A 16,540-nucleotide genomic window follows, 5' to 3' on the forward strand; every position below is an offset into this window, starting at 1 on the left:
TATGCTGTTCAGGAAACATCGCTGGACTTTAATCTTGATTTTCCTGCTGATGGCAAGTCTTGTCTTCGCCTTCTGGCCACGCCCGATCACCGTTGAAATTGCCGTTGTAACGCAAGGGCCAATGACAGAAACAGTGGATGACGATGCCATCACTCGTCTGAAAGATGTTTACATCATTACCGCGCCGGTATCTGGTCGTCTGTTGCGGATCGATAAAGATGCCGGTGATGATGTGACTGCCGGGACAGTGCTGGCAGTTATGCAACCTGCTGTACCGCCATTTCTGGACGGCCGGACCCAGCTTGAACATGAGTCTGCCATCCGTGCAGCCGCCGCGTCCCGTGATGTAGCCAAAGCACAGATAAAGAGCGCCTTGGCCCGCCTTGAGTATGCCCGGATTGATTTTAAGCGGGCAGGTAAGCTTGCGGAAAAAGACGCTGTATCGCTTGATCGGCAGGATCAGGCGCGGCAGTTTCTGTATGCAGCGGAGGCAGCGCTGGCTTCGGCAGAATCGGTATTGTTGCAAAGAGAAGCGGAGTACAAGCTGGCGCAAGCCGCGATGCTGCAGCCTGCCGAAGCAGCATTACCCCGGGATGACAAGGTGGAAATTACTGCGCCAGTAAACGGAAAGGTGCTGCGGGTCTTCCAGGAAAGTGAAGCTGTCGTTATCGCTGGCACGGCTTTGATGGAAACAGGAGAACCGGGTAATCTCGAAATTGTCGCGGATCTGTTATCACGCGATGCGGTAAGAATAGCTCCTGGCGACCTGGTTGAAATTGATAACTGGGGCGGAGAAGGCGTATTAAGCGGTATCGTTCGGTTGATCGAACCGGCAGGTACGACGAAAGTGTCTTCTCTCGGCATTGAGGAGCAGCGTGTCAATGTGATCATCGACTTAACGGATCCAAAGCATGCATGGGCAGCGCTGGGACACGGGTTTCAGGTGGATGTACGCATCGCGGTATGGCATGAAGGGCAGGTACTTCGCGTTCCGATTGGCGCTATATTTCGTATTAAACGTGACTGGGCGGTTTTTCGTAACGATGACGGCCGCGCCCGCTTGCAGGTGATTCAGCTCGGCCACATGACGGATCAGTATGCCGAGGTGCTGGAAGGTCTCTCTGCCGGTGATCAGGTGATCGCCTATCCCAGTGACCGTATTCAGGATGGCGTGCTCATCCGGGCAATAGAGCCGGCTCAATGAGTCTCTTGCTGCTGGTTTGCGCTATAGGGTGTCAGCGCATACAGAAGCAACCTTATTGAGCGGACTGATGATGGACCGACGATGATGTTTCTTGTTGACGGGCAATTCTCTCAATGCCCGGGCCATTTGATACTGTCTTTTGCGACTCATACAGTCTTCTTTCCTTCATTCTGAGATCTGTGTTCTGGCATGGCAACCCCGTTAGCTGGGATACTCCAATTAACGCAAACAACATGAAGACACAATGATTAGAGCATTTACAGACACAGATATGGAGCCGGTATTGAGTATCTGGCTTAATGCCTCCCTCAAAGCACACGACTTTATTCCCCCCAATTACTGGCAGTCACAGGTCGATAACATGCGAAGTATGTATTTACCGGCTTCTGAAGTGTACGTCTGGGATGAAAACGGGACGGTGAAAGGCTTTTATGCCCTGTACCAAAACCAGCTGGCGGCCATTTTCGTCAAACCCGATGTGCAGGGCAAAGGCATAGGCAAAGCACTGATCGACCATGCTAAGAAGCGTCGTGCGTCGCTGTCGTTAAATGTCTACAAACGCAATAACGCCAGTTATCAGTTTTATCTCTCCCAGGGCTTTCGTGTTATCGGTGGTAACGTTGATGAACACACAGGAGAAGGCGAGTGGGTGATGGGCTATGAAGCCGTATAGAGGGGCCTCTGAGTGCAGGTGGCACTCAGGACCATCTGAACATCTACATATTTCTCATCAGTGCAGCCATCGCTATGCCGGCAGCGATTGAGAGCAGCGGTTTTTTCAGCACTAGAGTACCCACTGCTGTCACCAGTAGTGCCGCTTGAGCGCCCGTATCTCCCTTAATGAACATGGGCGCTATGATTGCAATGAGCACAGATCCTGACATCGCCGAGATAAACTGCTGAACACGATTGCTGATGGGAATGTAAGACATAATAAAGACACCTCCCCAACGGGTGACTATTGTGACCACCGCCATGATGATAACGAGCAAAAGTGTGCCCATTTCAGATGTATCAAGGCTCATTGCTATCCCCTTTCAGTAATACGCCTATAATGCCGCCTGTCAGTGCGCCAACAATGACATGGCTGTTTTCTGGCAGATACAGGTAAGCGGCAATGGATGATGTGGCCGCCGCAGCCCATATCACATACGTTTTATTGTTTTTGGTTCCTCCCAGTGCCATGGTAAGCAAAAAACACCCCATCACCATGTCGACACCAAAGGCGGATGGATTTTGGATGGCATTGCCGAAATATAAACCGACCCAAGTACCAATAATCCAGAAAAACCAAAGGGCGATGCCGCCGCCGAACAATAAACCCAGCCCTTTGGCGGTCTCATTTTGAGCAAAAGCCCGCATGGACAGCGCCCAGTTTGCATCGGAAGCAAACAGCATGACACCATAGCGGGTGACCGGGTTAAGGGACCGGATATGAGGATACAAGGTAGCTCCGATCAGCAAGTGCCGGGCATTTATGGCAAAGACTGTGATAGCTAACGGGAACACAGGAACCTGAGTACCCCAAAGATCTAAAGCCCCGAACTGCGAAGCCCCGGCAAAGACCAGTGCGCTCATCAGTACAGCGGCTGTTTCATGTAATCCTTCCTGAGATGCGGCTAAACCAAAAGCGGCACCAAAGACTAATACGAACAACGAGATAGGCACTAAGCTGATAAAGCCTTGTTGTACCGCATTCAATTCAAGCTTCAATTCTTGAGTGTGCATTAAAACCATCACTTTGAATATTCAGAGATTATCGAAACAATAAACTGGAATGGGGAAATCTAAAAGCGCATAATTTAAAAATCATCCATTCGAAAATCGAATAAATGAGCTATCGTGACTGACTAACAGATTGACTGGCTAAAGAGCCTGGTGGCTGTGGTTGATGCCGGTTCTCTATCGAATGCAACGACATCCGTTCACCGCTCCCAATTTGCGGTTAGCATAAAGCTGAAAAAGTCAGAAAATGCCATTGGACGGTCATAGCCCGTCAGAGAAAGCCGGATGACGGACGACAGGAATTAGGCATTGGAATGTACTTGCACTGCCTAATTCCCGTTCTGCAGACATTAATTTCCGCTGTTGATCATCATTTCTAACCTATAGTCAGCGACTTCGTTCCGGCGTGCAGCAGATCGCATCATATACACCCGGACTTTGTAATCACCAGACGCAGGCAGTTTACCCTCATACTGGTTCTCACTGACAGAGCCGTTAAACATGACAACTTCGTTTTCACCAGGTGCCAGTATGTTGAAATAGGTGGCGGTGTTCTTGGTTGCCATGCTGACGTTCATATGCTGGCCTTCTTTGGCATTCAACACGTAATCAACGACCTCATAGCCTTTGATGCTCCCTTCTATCACGGCGCCATTAGTGCCTTTCTGAAATTGAACGCGTTCAGTGCGAATATCATCGGCAGTTGCCGCTACCGAGAACATCAGGAATAAGCTGTAGAGTAAGAGATTCAGGAGTTTACTATTCGTAAGGTATGTTTTCATACAATTTTCCTACTTCTTCAAGAAGTCCAATGTCTTGCTGTTTGGGTTAACATTTAAAGGCTAGCATTACCTGACAGATTGCAACAGTATGGCTGGTTGGCTCTAATCTGCCAGTTTGTTTTGTCTTGACGTCCTTCGTTTACACATTCGGTGGCTGAAGTAGTACGGTTGAATAGGTTGTTGGCGCTTTTTGCGCCGACAACCTGACATGTAGGGATTAATTCTTCTATGTGATTGAGATAAGTATTGGGATAGTGAATGTCGAGTTTATAGTCTATTTCTTGCTGTATCTAAAGTATTGCAATATCAGTGTTAATAATACTGCTGCCACTTGTAATAAAATGTATTGGTCTAAAATCCTATCAAAGTCATTCATTTCTTTAATGATGTAATAGACTGAGTAAATAATAATTGAACATATCAGCGAAGTGGTTGATAAAATTATTTTTAAATCTTTTTTTCTCGATGAACGCCATATTTTTTTTGTGATGAATAATGTTAAATACATACCGGAAATAAAGAATGTCGCTCCTGCTGGGCTGTTTTCATTATAATTACTAAAAAATATCTCTGAAAATGATATTGAAATCAATAAGGCGATTGCAGCAACGAGGATGAAAACAAGAAATCCTTGTATTGTAATGAGAGAAAAACTTTTTAATTGGTTAGTGTTGGTATTAGACACTGTGTTTCCTTTGACTAGTTCGGAAGGAGGATAACGATATACTTCTTCATGGAGATTAAAGGAAATTTAGGCGGCTATTGAAAATTATTGTGTTGTCTTAAAGGTATTTATTAGGGCTTTATCACATAATTACCAGGAAAAAGCATTTTCATATTGATATTCTGTAGTCTTACAATAAGTGAAATATCGTGATGTTGAGCGAATAATGAATCGTTTAACATAGCCTGATTAAGTTAACAGTGGCTGAATATCAGCCACTGTAATTGTAATCAGCCGTTATGCTTTAGACACTTCTGGCGGGGTGCGTCTCCCTGCCATTCCCCGCATCCATGTCATCAATGGGCGTTCGAATAAGTAGTAACTGAATGTGGAAACGCAGATCAGCGCAGTGGTAAACAAAAGGATACCGGTCAATACAATACCAGCAGATGTTTGTGCATACCACCATGCGGTCCAGTCTGGGTTGATGTGATGGATAACTCCCACCCCAGCTAATAGCAAGACAGAATGCCACAGGTAAATGGAATAAGAGATATCGCCCAAAAATTGCGTGACTTTATTATCGAGTAAGCTGAGCAACAACGAAGATCGTTTTTCCTGATTGGCTGCAACGAGTACTAAGAGTGCAAACAGTACATATGTGGTCATCGTGACTGTGTAGCTGATGCTGAACTGAAGCACGGTCATCAGCGCAATGATGAGCGCAAACAGTAACCCATCGTGATTTACCCAGCTTTTCGTTCCGGGACCGAATGAGATCCGGGATAACCACAGACCTAATGTGAAGCCGCAAAGGCCACGGAAGAATGCATTCAGTGTTGAAGTGATATCCAATGTGCCATGCATACTAACCATACCGCTTAGTACCAGCATAATCAGGACTGGCAGCCAGGCATTGCTTTTTGCTGATCGCAAAAGCACTGACATTAGCAACGGAAAGACCATATAACACAGCCATTCAATACTCAGTGACCATCCCGCAATGTTCCAGCTTAAAGGCTGGGAAAGAATACCATTTACCAGGAACAAATTGGGTAACAGGGTCTCGGTTCGGTTAAACGGGCCGCTAAAAGGAGGAATTCCCGTGGCACCCCAGGCATCAAATAATGGGCCGGCATAAAAACCGATGTGGTGTACCGATTTGTAATATTCCCAACTAAAGAGTACGACCAGAGTGACAAAGAACAGAGGATAAATACGACTGAAACGCAACCACATAAACCCTCGCCATTTTTTGAAGCTACTGCCTGTGGCGAAAGTTGATTGATAAACATGCATCATGACAAAGCCACTCAAGATAAAAAAGATATCCACCCAGAGATAACCGTTTTCCAAAAAATGAGTGGATTGCGCAATACTGTCCCGCCATTGCGGAAACAAAATTAAACGGGCATGAAAATAGGTAACGATGAGCGCAGCAATACCGCGAATCGGTGTTAATAAAGGGAGTTGACCTTGCATGTCTTTGTCCTGTTTTTATGTTTTCTGTTCTTGCAGAAATAGGCCCCACGGTGGGTTATGAGTTGCCCTGATACTATCCGTGATTATTTTATGGCAAGAATTAATAGGTGTCTTGTTGCATTTATGCAGTAGAGTGTTGGGAGAGAAAAATCGTGATTGTCGTGGCGTATTAAATGTAAGCAATTGAAATATTGAAAGTTAAATACAGTGTCCGTGCATACGCTCCCGCTGCAAAAGCGTATGCATCTGTGTTCTCTTTGTTTACCCTCATTATTTGTGAGCAGCTACCAATGATGGGATATTGATACAGTATTTAATAGTGGTTCGGATCATCCTGCACTGACCAAACGATCTATCATCCTTTTAATCGCCTTCATCTGCGGGGCGTCTTTGGTGTAATAGTTATAAGGTGGGTTATTAAGCGTGCCGTATCCCCAGAAATCCCAGCAGCCACGTGGGTTGTAGGGGATAAAATCAGACTTTTTCACCTGCGGGAAAAGTACGATGATATCGTTGGTATCGGCAATTTCCAGATAACCGGTTTCTCTGATGTAAGTGGTGCCAATAAACGAAATACCCTGGCGACAGCCATGGACAGCGACATGTACTTTACAGGATGCTGAGCGGCAACTGGCGGGAATGTAGACATACGCTGTGTCATCCATGCTGGTGGTGGAACTGCTGATGAATTCAGTCTGATCGAATGCCACTAAGTCTCCATCTGGCGTTGCCACAGGGGGATTCAGCGGACCATAAATGTGTGCCAGAATTCGCATAGCCTGCGGGATATCACAGTTATTGATATAAGGGGACTGTGTGAGATCGCAGGGGGTATCGGCCGGATCGCTGGTGATAAAGGCATGGCCGGCATTGACGCTGCTGTTGTAGCGGATCTGCGAGTCAGGTACCCCCAGTTTCCGGTAAAAGTTCACTGCGGAATCGACCACACCTGTGACGACAGTTTCATCCAGCCTGCCCGAAAAAAGGTAAACCTGATCATTTTTCAGGTGCTGTGTATCGTCTATCCGGCCGTTGTTTGCTGTAACTTTCGCCAGCTCCGCTAAGTATCCGCTGTTGGGAAACAGGCTTGACGAACAGCCATTCAGGCTATTTTCACAGGGGTTCATGCAAGTGGTTGTGGCGTTGATCAGCGGATTCACAAACGGGTTGTTACCCGCGCAATTCCAGGGTCCTCCTGCAACAATCCCTGCCCCGACGAGCGACTCAGAAAAGGCGACATGAAATTGCGCTGCCATGAAGCCACCGGACGACAGACCGGAAATCGAGGTTTGACTGGCTTGCGCATTCAATGGCGGCAGCAGCACGTTTGTTGCGTGCGCTGAAACAGAAAACAGCAATGTAAAGGTCAATAAACGTTGTAACAGAGTGTGCAGCATTCTGAACTCCTGTCTGATGGGTTGACGTCCTGTCGCACACTTTTGCGCGTGTCAGGAAGGAGTATAGGTGCGAATAAGCAATATGTTGCGCAAATGTGAATTTCAGATCTGCATCGAAGGCGGGTGATGTTGAAAGTGGCTGATAACAGCCACTGCCTGGGGTATTGTGGTTTTATCTCTATCGGCTATTCCCGGGAGCCGGTTATTCTCCGAGAGCACACGACTCATCCCGTCTGATTGACGTTATCAAAGCGAATAAATGACTTGCCTTTCCATAGCACTGGCGTGCAGGCAATGAAGGCGAGTGCCACATAAAGCATGGTTGAAAAATCTAACGAGTGATCTGATTGCAAGTTAACGGTCAGGCTACTTAACGCGCCGCCCAGACCAACAGCGCAATGCTGGAGTGAGTTTTGCAAACTGATGATAATCACCCGGTCTTGTGGGGTGAAGGCACTTATTAATTCGGTAATTAACACGAGTGTACGTGTAGAACTGACAATCACAAAAAGGACAAAGGCGAGGGCCGCAAGATTAACATTTTCTGTTTGAAAGCCTATTCCTACCGAGACCGCCATAACCAATGAAAGTAAGCCTATTAACTTTCCAACTGAATAGTCATTCATTTTTGCTCTTGCATAATATTGAATGAAAATAAAAGAGCCCAGACCGCTTACTGTGTAACACAGGCTAAGGAGATTATCAGAGATTTTGAGGTTTATCGTTAACATTACAGGGTATTGCGTTGATACGAAAAAAGTACTGAAAATTGCTGTAAAAATTATGCTGATAGAGAAAAGTGATGTTTTGTAATTACTCAATGAAGCCATTGGCGGTGATTCTTGTATATTAATTATTGGTGTTGTAACTCGAGGCTTGAATGAAGTGAGGAGAACAATCGCAAATAAAAAGGTAACAAAGAATAAAGCCATCCCTAATAATTGAAATCCAAACTGCCAGTTGGTACCCGAGGACGCTAAGATGAGGCTAGGAACACCAAGCGCAAGCGCTAAAGGAAAGGAGCTGACCAATATTGCCGTATTTTTCTTTTTGTTGTTCTTATCAGAAAGTAAAACGACATAGTTCAGATTTAAAACAGCCAACGCTCCGCCAAAAAATCCCGTTAGTATTCGAGCGAAAAGTAAAAGAGTAAAGTCATCCAGTACTGAAGTAAGTAGCGTTACGCTGGTTATACCTGCGAGATAAAAAAAGATTCGCTTTTTTTCACGATTAATATCATATGAGCCTTTGATAATCAGACAAGTAAGCGCCGCTGCCAGAGCGTAAGCAGAAGTAAGATAACCAGCTTGTGATGCTGGAACACCAACTTCCAGTGTCATTAGTGAGCTAAAAGGCACAATAACTAACGCGTCCAGAGCAACCAGAAAATGAACCATAAAACAGATATACAGACTGTAATCGGAGATTCGACGTGATGAAAAATATGAAATGAGCATTGTTAAGCCTTTATGGTTCTGATGATAAACACTTTCATGAAAACCTTATTGTATTAGCCCGGATTGAGTAATAAAGTGCGATATATTGGTTTGATAATCCAACGAATCGGGATAATAAATGATTGAGCAGATCGAGCAGCAATGGTTGAAAAGTTTTCACTGCGTTTATGAGTACAACAGCTTTAAAAAGGCAGCAGAACAGCTTAATTTACCCACATCAAACGTCAGCCGTCATGTCGCTTTACTTGAGGAGAAGCTGAATACCCGGTTACTGGAAAGAACGACGCGACGTATGACCCCAACCGAGGCGGGTGAGCAGCTTTACTCTACGACACAGGTCTTATTAGCGGCGCTGAACGATGCGCTTGAAGAAGTCAATCAGCAGGCTCAAACGGTAGCCGGTTCGCTCAGAATTCTGATGCCGGATATTCCGGTACTCGCAAAGTCAGTCGTCGATTTTTGTGTTGAACATCCTGCAATATCACTATCTTGTGAAACCAGCCTGAGCCCCAAAGAAAGCTTACTGGATGGGTTTGATCTGATCCTGAGCTATCACCGCGGAAAAATTACCGATAGTGGCTGGGTGGCGAAAGAGATAGTCAGGTTGCGAAGCATAGTGGTCGCTGCACCAGATGTGATCAGACAGCATGGCCGTCCTGATAAAGTGGCCGATTTGAACCACTTGCCTTGTATCAGTAGCTTAACGGCGTTAAATGGCACACCTTGGGTTTTCAGACATTCAAACGGTCAGCAGCTTACGCAGAGTGTGAAATCGTCATTTAAAGTCAATAGCGGCAACATGGCAAAGTTTGGTGCGCTGGCAGGTCTTGGCTTCGCGATATTGCCTGAGGAGTCGTGTGTCGATGAAATAAACGCAGGCACATTGCAGCTCATAGAATTAGATGCTGAACCTGAGCCTCTGGTTCTTTACGCTTTTTATGCCGGGCGAAAACATTTGGCAAAAAAGATCACGATTTTCATTGAACACCTGCAAAAACACCTGAGGACTCAGTGAGTGAAACATTGTGAATGCAAAGGGTGTGGGGTATTTCCGGATGATTCAGGAAGATTGCAGTGTCTGACGAATACAGTCGATAAACCAGCTATAACGAGTGGCCAGTTCACGATGGCGTTTCCACACCAGATATAAAGGCTCCCTGATATTGACGCTGCGGTGCAGAATACGCAGATCCTGTGCGTACGGGGACTCCAGAATGGTACTTTCCGGCAGGACGGTAAAACCGACCCCGAGTGAAACCGGAAGCAATATTTGGCTGAGCTGATTAATGTAACCACGCACCGGCAGCGAATCGTGCGGTATGGAAAATGGCAGGTCCAGCAACACACTGTCGAGATACCGGCGGGCGTTGGGGTGATCAATGAACCCGGTTTCTGAGAGCAAAGCTTCCGACAACCCGGATTTACTTTGCGTGGCAGGAAAAACCAGGCACAGGGTTTCTTCACCAATTCGCTCTCGGTGAAAACGCGACTGCGCAGGCGGTTCAGTGACAATGCCCAGTTCGACTTCATCCTGTGTCAATAACTGAAGCACGCGTTGATCCGGCGCAGATTCAACACTGACTCCCAATCCGGGATGGGCAAGCTGGCGCTGAAGAAAAAGCGGGTAAAGCTGGTTGGCCAGCGTACCGGACATAGCAAACCTGCACGGACCAGCTTCCGGGTTATCCTGTAACAGCGCCTGCTGCAGGCGCTTTTCTTCTGCCAGCAAAGCCTGACAGTGCTGATACAGCACTGTGCCTGCATGGGTCAGTTCAAACTTTTTCCCTGTCCGAACCAAAAGTGCCTGTCCCAGTTGCTGCTCCAGTTTTCGGATATGCTGACTGACACCCGGTTGGGTCATATGAAGCCGGGCGGCGGTTTCTGTGAACTGGCCGACGTCGATCAGAGTGGCGAAGGTATGGAGCCATTGCCTGTTGAGTTTCATAGATAACAAATCGTAATGGAAATAAGAATAAATGATAATTTTTAATTCGTATTTTGGCGAATTAAAGTGGAGCACTCAAGAACAGGAGGGTTTCACCCATGAAGACAGACGAACATATGCCTTACCCAAGAACGTTTTCTCATATTGGTATTTCGGTGCCGGATCTCGAAGCGGCCGTGACGTTTTACACCGAGGTGCTCGGTTGGTATCTGATCATGCCACCGACGGAAATTGTGGAGGATGACAGCGCCATCGGTGAAATGTGTACCGATGTGTTTGGTGAGGGCTGGGGACGATTTCGGATCGCGCACCTCTCAACAGGGGATCGCATTGGTGTGGAACTGTTTCAGTTTGATAATCAGCAACAGCCGGAAAACAACTTTGAATACTGGAAAACCGGCGTGTTTCATTTCTGTGTGCAGGACCCGAATGTCGAGGAGCTGGCAGAGCGAATCGTTGCTGCAGGCGGTAAAAAGCGGATGAAAGCGCCACGCTATTATTACCCGGGTGAGAAGCCGTATCGCATGATTTATATGGAAGACCCGTTCGGGAATATTCTGGAAATCTACAGCCACAGTTATGAACTGCATTACGCCAGTGGTGCCTACAGTCAGTAAGCAGATTGTGATTTCATAGTGAGTTGGAATAAAAAAGCCAGCATCGTTTTGCGATGCTGGCTTTTTCAGTCTTCTCAAGAAGCTGAAACCTTATGACAGGACAGGCTCTTCCTGAATGTTTTCCGAGGTGGCCAGATGCAGGAAGTGCATGTGGCGCTCGTACTGGGTTAAGGCATCGGCAATAATCTGCTCCTGGTTGTAACCCATCACATCATATTGCTGGCCGCCTTGCAGCAGGAAGACTTCCGCGCGGTAGTAATCGTCATACGATTCATTGGCATAGGCTGGCAGCGCAAAGTGGCGCAGGCGAATGCCATAGGCAAAATCTTCCACTTCTTCTTTCTCAACCACTAACCGGACCCGAGACTCATCCAGCACCTGCAGCTTGGCTGCCAGACCCTGAACTTTCATTTCTTTGACCAGGTTTGTCAAAGCCGGTATGGCCGTTGAGGTCATGAATTTCTCAGCTTCATCCTGCTTCGGGTGGTTCACCATGGCCGAAATGCGGGACTTCCAGCTTACACTGGCCTGAGTGTATTGCACGCTGGTGTTGTGTGTCTGGATACTGTTTTGCAGCATATAGTCGTTGCGCAGTGCTTTGAACAGGCAGTAACAGAACAGCAGCATCAGAATCATGATCGGGAATGCGCTGGCAATGGTCATGGTTTGCAGGGCAGACAGACCACCGGCAGCCAGCAGCGCCGCGGCCACTACACCTTCAATGACGGCCCAGAAGATACGCTGCCAAACCGGTGGCTCAGCCGCACCGCCTGATGTCAGGGTATCGATAACCAGAGAGCCGGAGTCGGAAGAACTGACGAAGAAAGTGATCACCAGTGCCACACCTATGACGGACAGTACAGTCGACATAGGCATGTGCTCGAAGAACTTAAACAGAGCAACGGGCACATTGTCACTCACCGCCTGACTCAGATAGGTCGCACCGTGGTTCATGATGGCATCAATGGCTGTGTTACCAAAGGCAGTAAACCATAGGAAGCCGAACAGGGATGGGATCAGCAGTACACCCACCAGGAATTCACGGATAGTACGGCCACGTGAAATCCGGGCGATAAACATACCTACGAACGGTGACCAGGATACCCACCAGCCCCAGTACAGCAGTGTCCAGCCGCCGATCCAGTCTTCCTTCGGCTCGTAGGCATAGAGGTTGAAGGTTTTGTTCACTATATCGCTTAAGTAGGCACCAGTGTTTTGCACAAACGACTTCATGATCAATGCTGTTGGGCCAGCAATGATGACAACAGCCAGCAGCAGGACGGCCAGAAACATATTGATGTTTGACAGACGTTTGATACCGCCGTCCAGACCCATGACAACTGAAACAGTGGCAATCAGGGTGATGGCGGCAATCAGGATGACCTGAACTGTGGTGCTTTGTGGCATATCAAACAGATAGTTGAAACCCGCATTGACCTGTACCACACCAAAGCCCAAAGAGGTGGCTACACCAAACAGCGTACCGATCACGGCAAAAATATCGATCACATGACCGATAGGGCCATAGATTTTTTCGCCAAGGATCGGATACAGGGCAGAGCGTGGCAGCAGTGGCAGCTTGTGGCGGTACGCAAAATAGGCCATCGCCAGTGCAACCAGCGCATAGATCCCCCAGGCATGCAGACCCCAGTGGAAGAAAGTAATCTTCATGGCTTCACGCGCTGCTTCCACCGATTGCGGATCACCGACAGGAGGGGATGTGAAGTGCATAACAGGCTCTGCGACGCCAAAGAACATCAGGCCAATGCCCATGCCGGCGGAAAACAGCATCGCCAGCCAGGAGCTGTAGCTGTAATCAGGTTCGGAGTGATCGGGCCCGAGCTTGATATCACCCAGGCGGCTGAACATAACCAGAATGAGGAAAATCAAAAAGATGGCTACAGCCAGGATGTAGATCCAGCTAGCCTGAGTAATGATCCAGCCTTGAATGTTTTTAAAGTAGGCTTCCATGGCTTGCGGCCACATCACACCTATAAAAGAGAGCGCGGCAATGAAGATTGCCGAGGTAAAAAATACCGGTTTATTTAAATCTGACTTAATTTCCATAAATCCTTCAAATCTTACGGTTGCTATGTCCGGTCAGGGGGCGCCATGATAGTGGCAGAGGCCTTAGTGAAAATTGATGAAAATCAATTCAACGGACAGTGAAATAGGCCATGTTATAAGCAAAAATTTGCGCCATGACCTCTTGTTAAGCAGGTATTCCAGATTTTTCTGCTTATGAAAAACGGAGGGATATTATCAATTTTTTGCTTAGTGTTCAAAGTGTGATCTTGGTCTACCTTTAGGTTTTAACTCTAAATAATGCTTTATCTTATTGTTTAATAAGTAAAAACACATCTACTTGAGCGATCAGATAAAAATTCGTGGGCGATTGTTTTGAGCTGTAAGTGTTAATGAAAAAGAGCGCCTGTCGGCGCTCTGGGCAAAAGTCAGGTCAGATTATCCACCCCAGCTCCGGCTGGAAGAACTGCCCCAGCTGGATTTTGCTGCAGCACTGGAGCCAAAGCCACCGCGCGATATGGTGCGGCTGATGGTAGGTTTAGGCTTCATCTGCTCCGGGCCGACTTTGATTTTCGACTTTTTATAGCGGTATGAACCGTAGTCGTAGCCATCAGCTGTGGTCCAGCGGCCGTAATAGCGGCTGCCCGGATAGTAGGAGCTGAACATTGGCTGGCTGTAGTAACCGCGGTTACTGTCCAGCAGCCGGGCAAACATAAAGCCCGCCATTGCAGGCATGAACCAGTTATTTTCAGTCGACTTCATGCAAGAGTTCATGCCGAACTCAGTAGTACACTCCTGCAAGCTTTTGTATTTCGGCGCAGTACGCTCAGCTTCCTTCAGTGCATTCTGGTAGGCAGCTTCACACTGTTGGGAGTAGCCAGGATTGTCATCTTTGCAGTCATTGACCGTATGGTAGATCACGGCATCTTCCTGCGGATCGCTGCAACCTGTCAGCAATCCCGCAGTAATGGCCGCGGTAACAGGCGCAACGGCGAAGGGGCGCCACTGTTTTCGCATGCCGGTAAGATTGACGTCTTTAGTCCGTTTCATGACAGTCCCCCTTAATAGGTCATGCAGGCCGCATTGAGCAGGCCAACCGACACAGAGGTGGCCGCCATCAGCAGACCGGCAGGGATTTCTCCTGCTTCAATGCGCTCGGCAATACGGGGCATGAAACCAATCCGGACAATCACATAGGCAAGCATCTGCGCCAGTAATGCCACGACACCCCAGATAGAAAAGTCAATGAAGTTCACTGAGTTGCTGGCAGCCCCGGAGATCGCCAGCGCGTAACCCAGAATTGAACCGGCCAGAGTAATGGCCGCTGCGGTGTTTTTTTCTTCTTTGACCAGTTTCCATTCGTCATAGGGGGTAATGCGGACAAAGATGATCTTGAACAGCATTAAGAACACGATAGAGATAGCAAAATAAACGACAAATGAGCCTAGCCCGGCGAGTGATTGTGTCAAAAGATCCATGGAAATCCCTGAAATTATAAATGTTTAGTGGTTATTATCTGACTCAGCCAATAAGTTTAAAATCTGTCGGACTGAGGTCAAATCCTGTGCTCAACACCAGACTGCGCTCAGCTCTGTTGTTGAATATTTTCTCTTCAGCAGAGACCAGAAGCACTTCTTTCATCCCGGCTTCTGCGTCTCTCTCGTATAACATGACAAACTGATCGGTAGAGCTGGTCGTCCCGTTCTGCAGCCAGGTTTTTTCTGTCATAGCAACAGGGCGACTGTTTTCCCACACTTGTTGATAAGTGAAGTCTTCCAGATGCCACTGGCCTTTTACTATCCCTTTGTCCAGTAAATGTTGCCATTCACTGTCGGTATCAACAGGTTTGCTGTCATAGAAGTAAAACAGTTTTACCTCGCTGACATCGGCATCACCGGCACCGTGGGCCAGCACCTGCACAAAACCTTCGTCATCGGTGTAATAGCGTATCAGGCGTGTCTGTTCGTCCAGCCAGACTTCCCCGACTGCCTGGATGAGCTGGGTACGCGCTGCCCCTTCAATCATCAGAGACGGTTCGGTAAGACGCAGTTTTAAATCATCCAGCTCAAAGGCACCGCCTAAGCGAAGACCAATGATTTCGGGGGCTGTCGGCTCAGTGGTTGCGGTTTGCTTGCGTTTTTTTAACCAGTCAAACATAGCTACTCCTTGCCGGTTTAAGACGGCCAGTTGAAATCATTGACACGTTCATCGGCGATATAGAAAAGGTTGGCACCGGGCAAAACGTCCAGATCCAGCGGCGGGTTCAATTCCACGCCCTGTCCGCGATCGATCGCTATCAGAGTCGCCTCGTGCTCTTCTTTGAACAGGGTAAACAGGCGACTGATTTGGGTAGGGGAAGCTGTCTCGGGAAAGCGTACCGCATACTGCGTCATGCCGTGATGGGTACTCAGCAGTTCATGGTGAAGTTCGCTGGAGCCGGGATCGACGGCGGCTTTGGCCAGCATTTCAACCGCCACAGACGGAATACATTCGGCTTTGGGGCAATGCGATTTCAGCAGGTCGCTCAGGCCTTCATCGGCGAAGTAGGCGAGCAAATGGGCGTCGGGGTTGCGGCTGGAGCAATACAGAGCTGCTGCCAGTGTCACATCGTCTTGCTCGTTATCTATGATGATACAGCTCGCTGTGCTGACACCGGCTTTATCCATGCCGGTGGTGTCGGTAAAACTGACCACACGCACAAAATCAATTTCACCCGGCAGCGGGTTTTCCATTTCAGGGCGCACGCACAGCACAATATGGCGGCGCTGCCGTTCTTCGTGCTGCAGCATTTTAATCAGGTGCAAGGTTCGCTGGTTATTCCAGCCGAGTACCAGAATATGGTTCTCCACGTTAATTCTCCGTTTTCCGAGCAAGCCACTTTTCCAATAGCCAATAAAGTGCGTAGCCAGGCGACCAATCCCGATGGCGAACAGACCCAGACCGCCAGGGATGACGAACAGGGCGACCACCCACTTTCCGGCTTGTGTTTCCGGAGAATAATCACCGTAGCCGACGGTAGATGCTGTTACGACCAGATAGTAGAAAAAGTGAGTTAATGAGTGTGTAAGCGCCTGCTCACCTGCAAGTTCAAGAAATAGCCAGGACAAGCCGATATAGCACAGAAGCGTGATGAGCAGGTTTCGACCATTGAGTTGATTGAATTGTTGATGGGCCCAGCGGCGGACCAACAACCAGATAGACATGCATTTCTCCTCAATCCTAAGGGCTGATCAGCCACAGAA

18 protein-coding genes are annotated in these 16,540 nt (G+C 47.9%); 5 read left to right on the top strand and 13 right to left on the bottom strand.

The window, feature by feature from the left end:
• Position 1: 1 nt before the first annotated feature.
• Both D6M16_RS15360 and D6M16_RS15365 read left to right on the top strand, forming a co-directional pair.
• The gene (locus tag D6M16_RS15360; protein ID WP_120512713.1) at positions 2-1,204 is read left to right on the top strand and encodes an efflux RND transporter periplasmic adaptor subunit; all 1,203 of its coding nucleotides are present in this window, start codon (positions 2-4) and stop codon (positions 1,202-1,204) included.
• Between the two features lie 244 nt (positions 1,205-1,448).
• Positions 1,449-1,877, top strand: coding sequence for an N-acetyltransferase (locus tag D6M16_RS15365; protein WP_120512714.1), 429 nt, complete (start codon positions 1,449-1,451; stop codon positions 1,875-1,877).
• Positions 1,878-1,920: 43 nt separating this feature from the next.
• On the opposite strand, the gene D6M16_RS15370 is transcribed toward D6M16_RS15365, so the two are convergent.
• Positions 1,921-2,229 carry an AzlD family protein gene (locus D6M16_RS15370; RefSeq protein ID WP_120512715.1) on the bottom strand — a complete coding sequence of 103 codons (309 nt, stop codon included), beginning with the start codon at positions 2,227-2,229 and terminating at the stop codon, positions 1,921-1,923.
• Positions 2,219-2,932 (bottom strand): AzlC family ABC transporter permease, encoded by a 714-nt coding sequence (locus D6M16_RS15375; RefSeq protein ID WP_120512716.1) that lies wholly within the window; start codon positions 2,930-2,932, stop codon positions 2,219-2,221. The genes D6M16_RS15370 and D6M16_RS15375 overlap by 11 nt, the downstream gene beginning before the upstream one ends.
• Before the next feature lie 129 nt (positions 2,933-3,061).
• Here D6M16_RS15375 and D6M16_RS15380 point away from each other — a divergent pair, with 129 nt between their 5' ends.
• On the top strand, positions 3,062-3,196 hold the full coding sequence (locus D6M16_RS15380; RefSeq protein WP_276131414.1) for a LysR family transcriptional regulator: 135 nt from the start codon (positions 3,062-3,064) through the stop codon (positions 3,194-3,196).
• A gap of 83 nt (positions 3,197-3,279) precedes the next feature.
• Here D6M16_RS15380 and D6M16_RS15385 read toward each other — a convergent pair whose 3' ends face one another.
• From D6M16_RS15385 to D6M16_RS15405, 5 genes are all read right to left on the bottom strand, one after another.
• The gene (locus tag D6M16_RS15385; RefSeq protein ID WP_205576908.1) at positions 3,280-3,711 is read right to left on the bottom strand and encodes a hypothetical protein; all 432 of its coding nucleotides are present in this window, start codon (positions 3,709-3,711) and stop codon (positions 3,280-3,282) included.
• A 274-nt stretch (positions 3,712-3,985) separates the two neighbouring features.
• On the bottom strand, positions 3,986-4,396 hold the full coding sequence (locus D6M16_RS15390) for a hypothetical protein (protein WP_120512717.1): 411 nt from the start codon (positions 4,394-4,396) through the stop codon (positions 3,986-3,988).
• Between the two features lie 276 nt (positions 4,397-4,672).
• Positions 4,673-5,857, bottom strand: a complete 1,185-nt coding sequence (locus D6M16_RS15395) for an acyltransferase family protein (RefSeq protein WP_120512718.1) — start codon at positions 5,855-5,857, stop codon at positions 4,673-4,675.
• 329 nt (positions 5,858-6,186) lie between these two features.
• On the bottom strand, positions 6,187-7,254 hold the full coding sequence (locus D6M16_RS15400) for an extracellular catalytic domain type 2 short-chain-length polyhydroxyalkanoate depolymerase (protein WP_240435636.1): 1,068 nt from the start codon (positions 7,252-7,254) through the stop codon (positions 6,187-6,189).
• A gap of 224 nt (positions 7,255-7,478) precedes the next feature.
• Positions 7,479-8,711 (bottom strand): MFS transporter, encoded by a 1,233-nt coding sequence (locus tag D6M16_RS15405; protein WP_120512719.1) that lies wholly within the window; start codon positions 8,709-8,711, stop codon positions 7,479-7,481.
• A 118-nt stretch (positions 8,712-8,829) separates the two neighbouring features.
• Between D6M16_RS15405 and D6M16_RS15410 the strand changes: the two genes are divergently transcribed.
• Positions 8,830-9,726, top strand: coding sequence for a LysR family transcriptional regulator (locus tag D6M16_RS15410; protein ID WP_120512720.1), 897 nt, complete (start codon positions 8,830-8,832; stop codon positions 9,724-9,726).
• A 45-nt stretch (positions 9,727-9,771) separates the two neighbouring features.
• On the opposite strand, the gene D6M16_RS15415 is transcribed toward D6M16_RS15410, so the two are convergent.
• On the bottom strand, positions 9,772-10,656 hold the full coding sequence (locus D6M16_RS15415) for a LysR family transcriptional regulator (RefSeq protein WP_120512721.1): 885 nt from the start codon (positions 10,654-10,656) through the stop codon (positions 9,772-9,774).
• A gap of 116 nt (positions 10,657-10,772) precedes the next feature.
• Between D6M16_RS15415 and D6M16_RS15420 the strand changes: the two genes are divergently transcribed.
• Positions 10,773-11,273: a lactoylglutathione lyase family protein gene (locus D6M16_RS15420; RefSeq protein ID WP_120513212.1), complete on the top strand. Its 501-nt coding sequence runs from the start codon at positions 10,773-10,775 to the stop codon at positions 11,271-11,273.
• A 90-nt stretch (positions 11,274-11,363) separates the two neighbouring features.
• On the opposite strand, the gene D6M16_RS15425 is transcribed toward D6M16_RS15420, so the two are convergent.
• The 5 genes from D6M16_RS15425 to D6M16_RS15445 all read right to left on the bottom strand — a co-directional run bounded on the left by D6M16_RS15425 (position 11,364) and on the right by D6M16_RS15445 (position 16,501).
• Positions 11,364-13,340: a BCCT family transporter gene (locus D6M16_RS15425; protein WP_120512722.1), complete on the bottom strand. Its 1,977-nt coding sequence runs from the start codon at positions 13,338-13,340 to the stop codon at positions 11,364-11,366.
• 396 nt (positions 13,341-13,736) lie between these two features.
• Positions 13,737-14,348, bottom strand: coding sequence for a DUF1190 family protein (locus D6M16_RS15430; RefSeq protein ID WP_120512723.1), 612 nt, complete (start codon positions 14,346-14,348; stop codon positions 13,737-13,739).
• A gap of 11 nt (positions 14,349-14,359) precedes the next feature.
• On the bottom strand, positions 14,360-14,776 hold the full coding sequence (locus tag D6M16_RS15435; RefSeq protein ID WP_120512724.1) for a DUF350 domain-containing protein: 417 nt from the start codon (positions 14,774-14,776) through the stop codon (positions 14,360-14,362).
• A 43-nt stretch (positions 14,777-14,819) separates the two neighbouring features.
• The gene (locus D6M16_RS15440; RefSeq protein WP_120512725.1) at positions 14,820-15,455 is read right to left on the bottom strand and encodes a YjfK family protein; all 636 of its coding nucleotides are present in this window, start codon (positions 15,453-15,455) and stop codon (positions 14,820-14,822) included.
• A gap of 17 nt (positions 15,456-15,472) precedes the next feature.
• Positions 15,473-16,501 (bottom strand): potassium channel family protein, encoded by a 1,029-nt coding sequence (locus D6M16_RS15445; RefSeq protein WP_120512726.1) that lies wholly within the window; start codon positions 16,499-16,501, stop codon positions 15,473-15,475.
• Between the last annotated feature and the right edge of the window lie 39 nt (positions 16,502-16,540).

Source organism: Photobacterium salinisoli (assembly GCF_003614885.1).
Lineage (GTDB): Bacteria > Pseudomonadota > Gammaproteobacteria > Enterobacterales > Vibrionaceae > Photobacterium > Photobacterium salinisoli.

Bases quoted from the DNA above. Each gene is read 5' to 3' on its own strand.
- D6M16_RS15435 (WP_120512724.1), bottom strand. From the start codon at position 14,776: ATGGATCTTTTGACACAATCACTCGCCGGGCTAGGCTCATTTGTCGTT.
- D6M16_RS15410 (WP_120512720.1), top strand. From the start codon at position 8,830: ATGATTGAGCAGATCGAGCAGCAATGGTTGAAAAGTTTTCACTGCGTT.
- D6M16_RS15360 (WP_120512713.1), top strand. From the start codon at position 2: ATGCTGTTCAGGAAACATCGCTGGACTTTAATCTTGATTTTCCTGCTG.
- D6M16_RS15400 (WP_240435636.1), bottom strand. From the start codon at position 7,254: ATGCTGCACACTCTGTTACAACGTTTATTGACCTTTACATTGCTGTTT.
- D6M16_RS15395 (WP_120512718.1), bottom strand. From the start codon at position 5,857: ATGCAAGGTCAACTCCCTTTATTAACACCGATTCGCGGTATTGCTGCG.
- D6M16_RS15420 (WP_120513212.1), top strand. From the start codon at position 10,773: ATGCCTTACCCAAGAACGTTTTCTCATATTGGTATTTCGGTGCCGGAT.
- D6M16_RS15375 (WP_120512716.1), bottom strand. From the start codon at position 2,932: ATGCACACTCAAGAATTGAAGCTTGAATTGAATGCGGTACAACAAGGC.
- D6M16_RS15370 (WP_120512715.1), bottom strand. From the start codon at position 2,229: ATGAGCCTTGATACATCTGAAATGGGCACACTTTTGCTCGTTATCATC.
- D6M16_RS15415 (WP_120512721.1), bottom strand. From the start codon at position 10,656: ATGAAACTCAACAGGCAATGGCTCCATACCTTCGCCACTCTGATCGAC.
- D6M16_RS15425 (WP_120512722.1), bottom strand. From the start codon at position 13,340: ATGGAAATTAAGTCAGATTTAAATAAACCGGTATTTTTTACCTCGGCA.
- D6M16_RS15440 (WP_120512725.1), bottom strand. From the start codon at position 15,455: ATGTTTGACTGGTTAAAAAAACGCAAGCAAACCGCAACCACTGAGCCG.
- D6M16_RS15405 (WP_120512719.1), bottom strand. From the start codon at position 8,711: ATGCTCATTTCATATTTTTCATCACGTCGAATCTCCGATTACAGTCTG.
- D6M16_RS15445 (WP_120512726.1), bottom strand. From the start codon at position 16,501: ATGTCTATCTGGTTGTTGGTCCGCCGCTGGGCCCATCAACAATTCAAT.
- D6M16_RS15365 (WP_120512714.1), top strand. From the start codon at position 1,449: ATGATTAGAGCATTTACAGACACAGATATGGAGCCGGTATTGAGTATC.
- D6M16_RS15430 (WP_120512723.1), bottom strand. From the start codon at position 14,348: ATGAAACGGACTAAAGACGTCAATCTTACCGGCATGCGAAAACAGTGG.
- D6M16_RS15385 (WP_205576908.1), bottom strand. From the start codon at position 3,711: ATGAAAACATACCTTACGAATAGTAAACTCCTGAATCTCTTACTCTAC.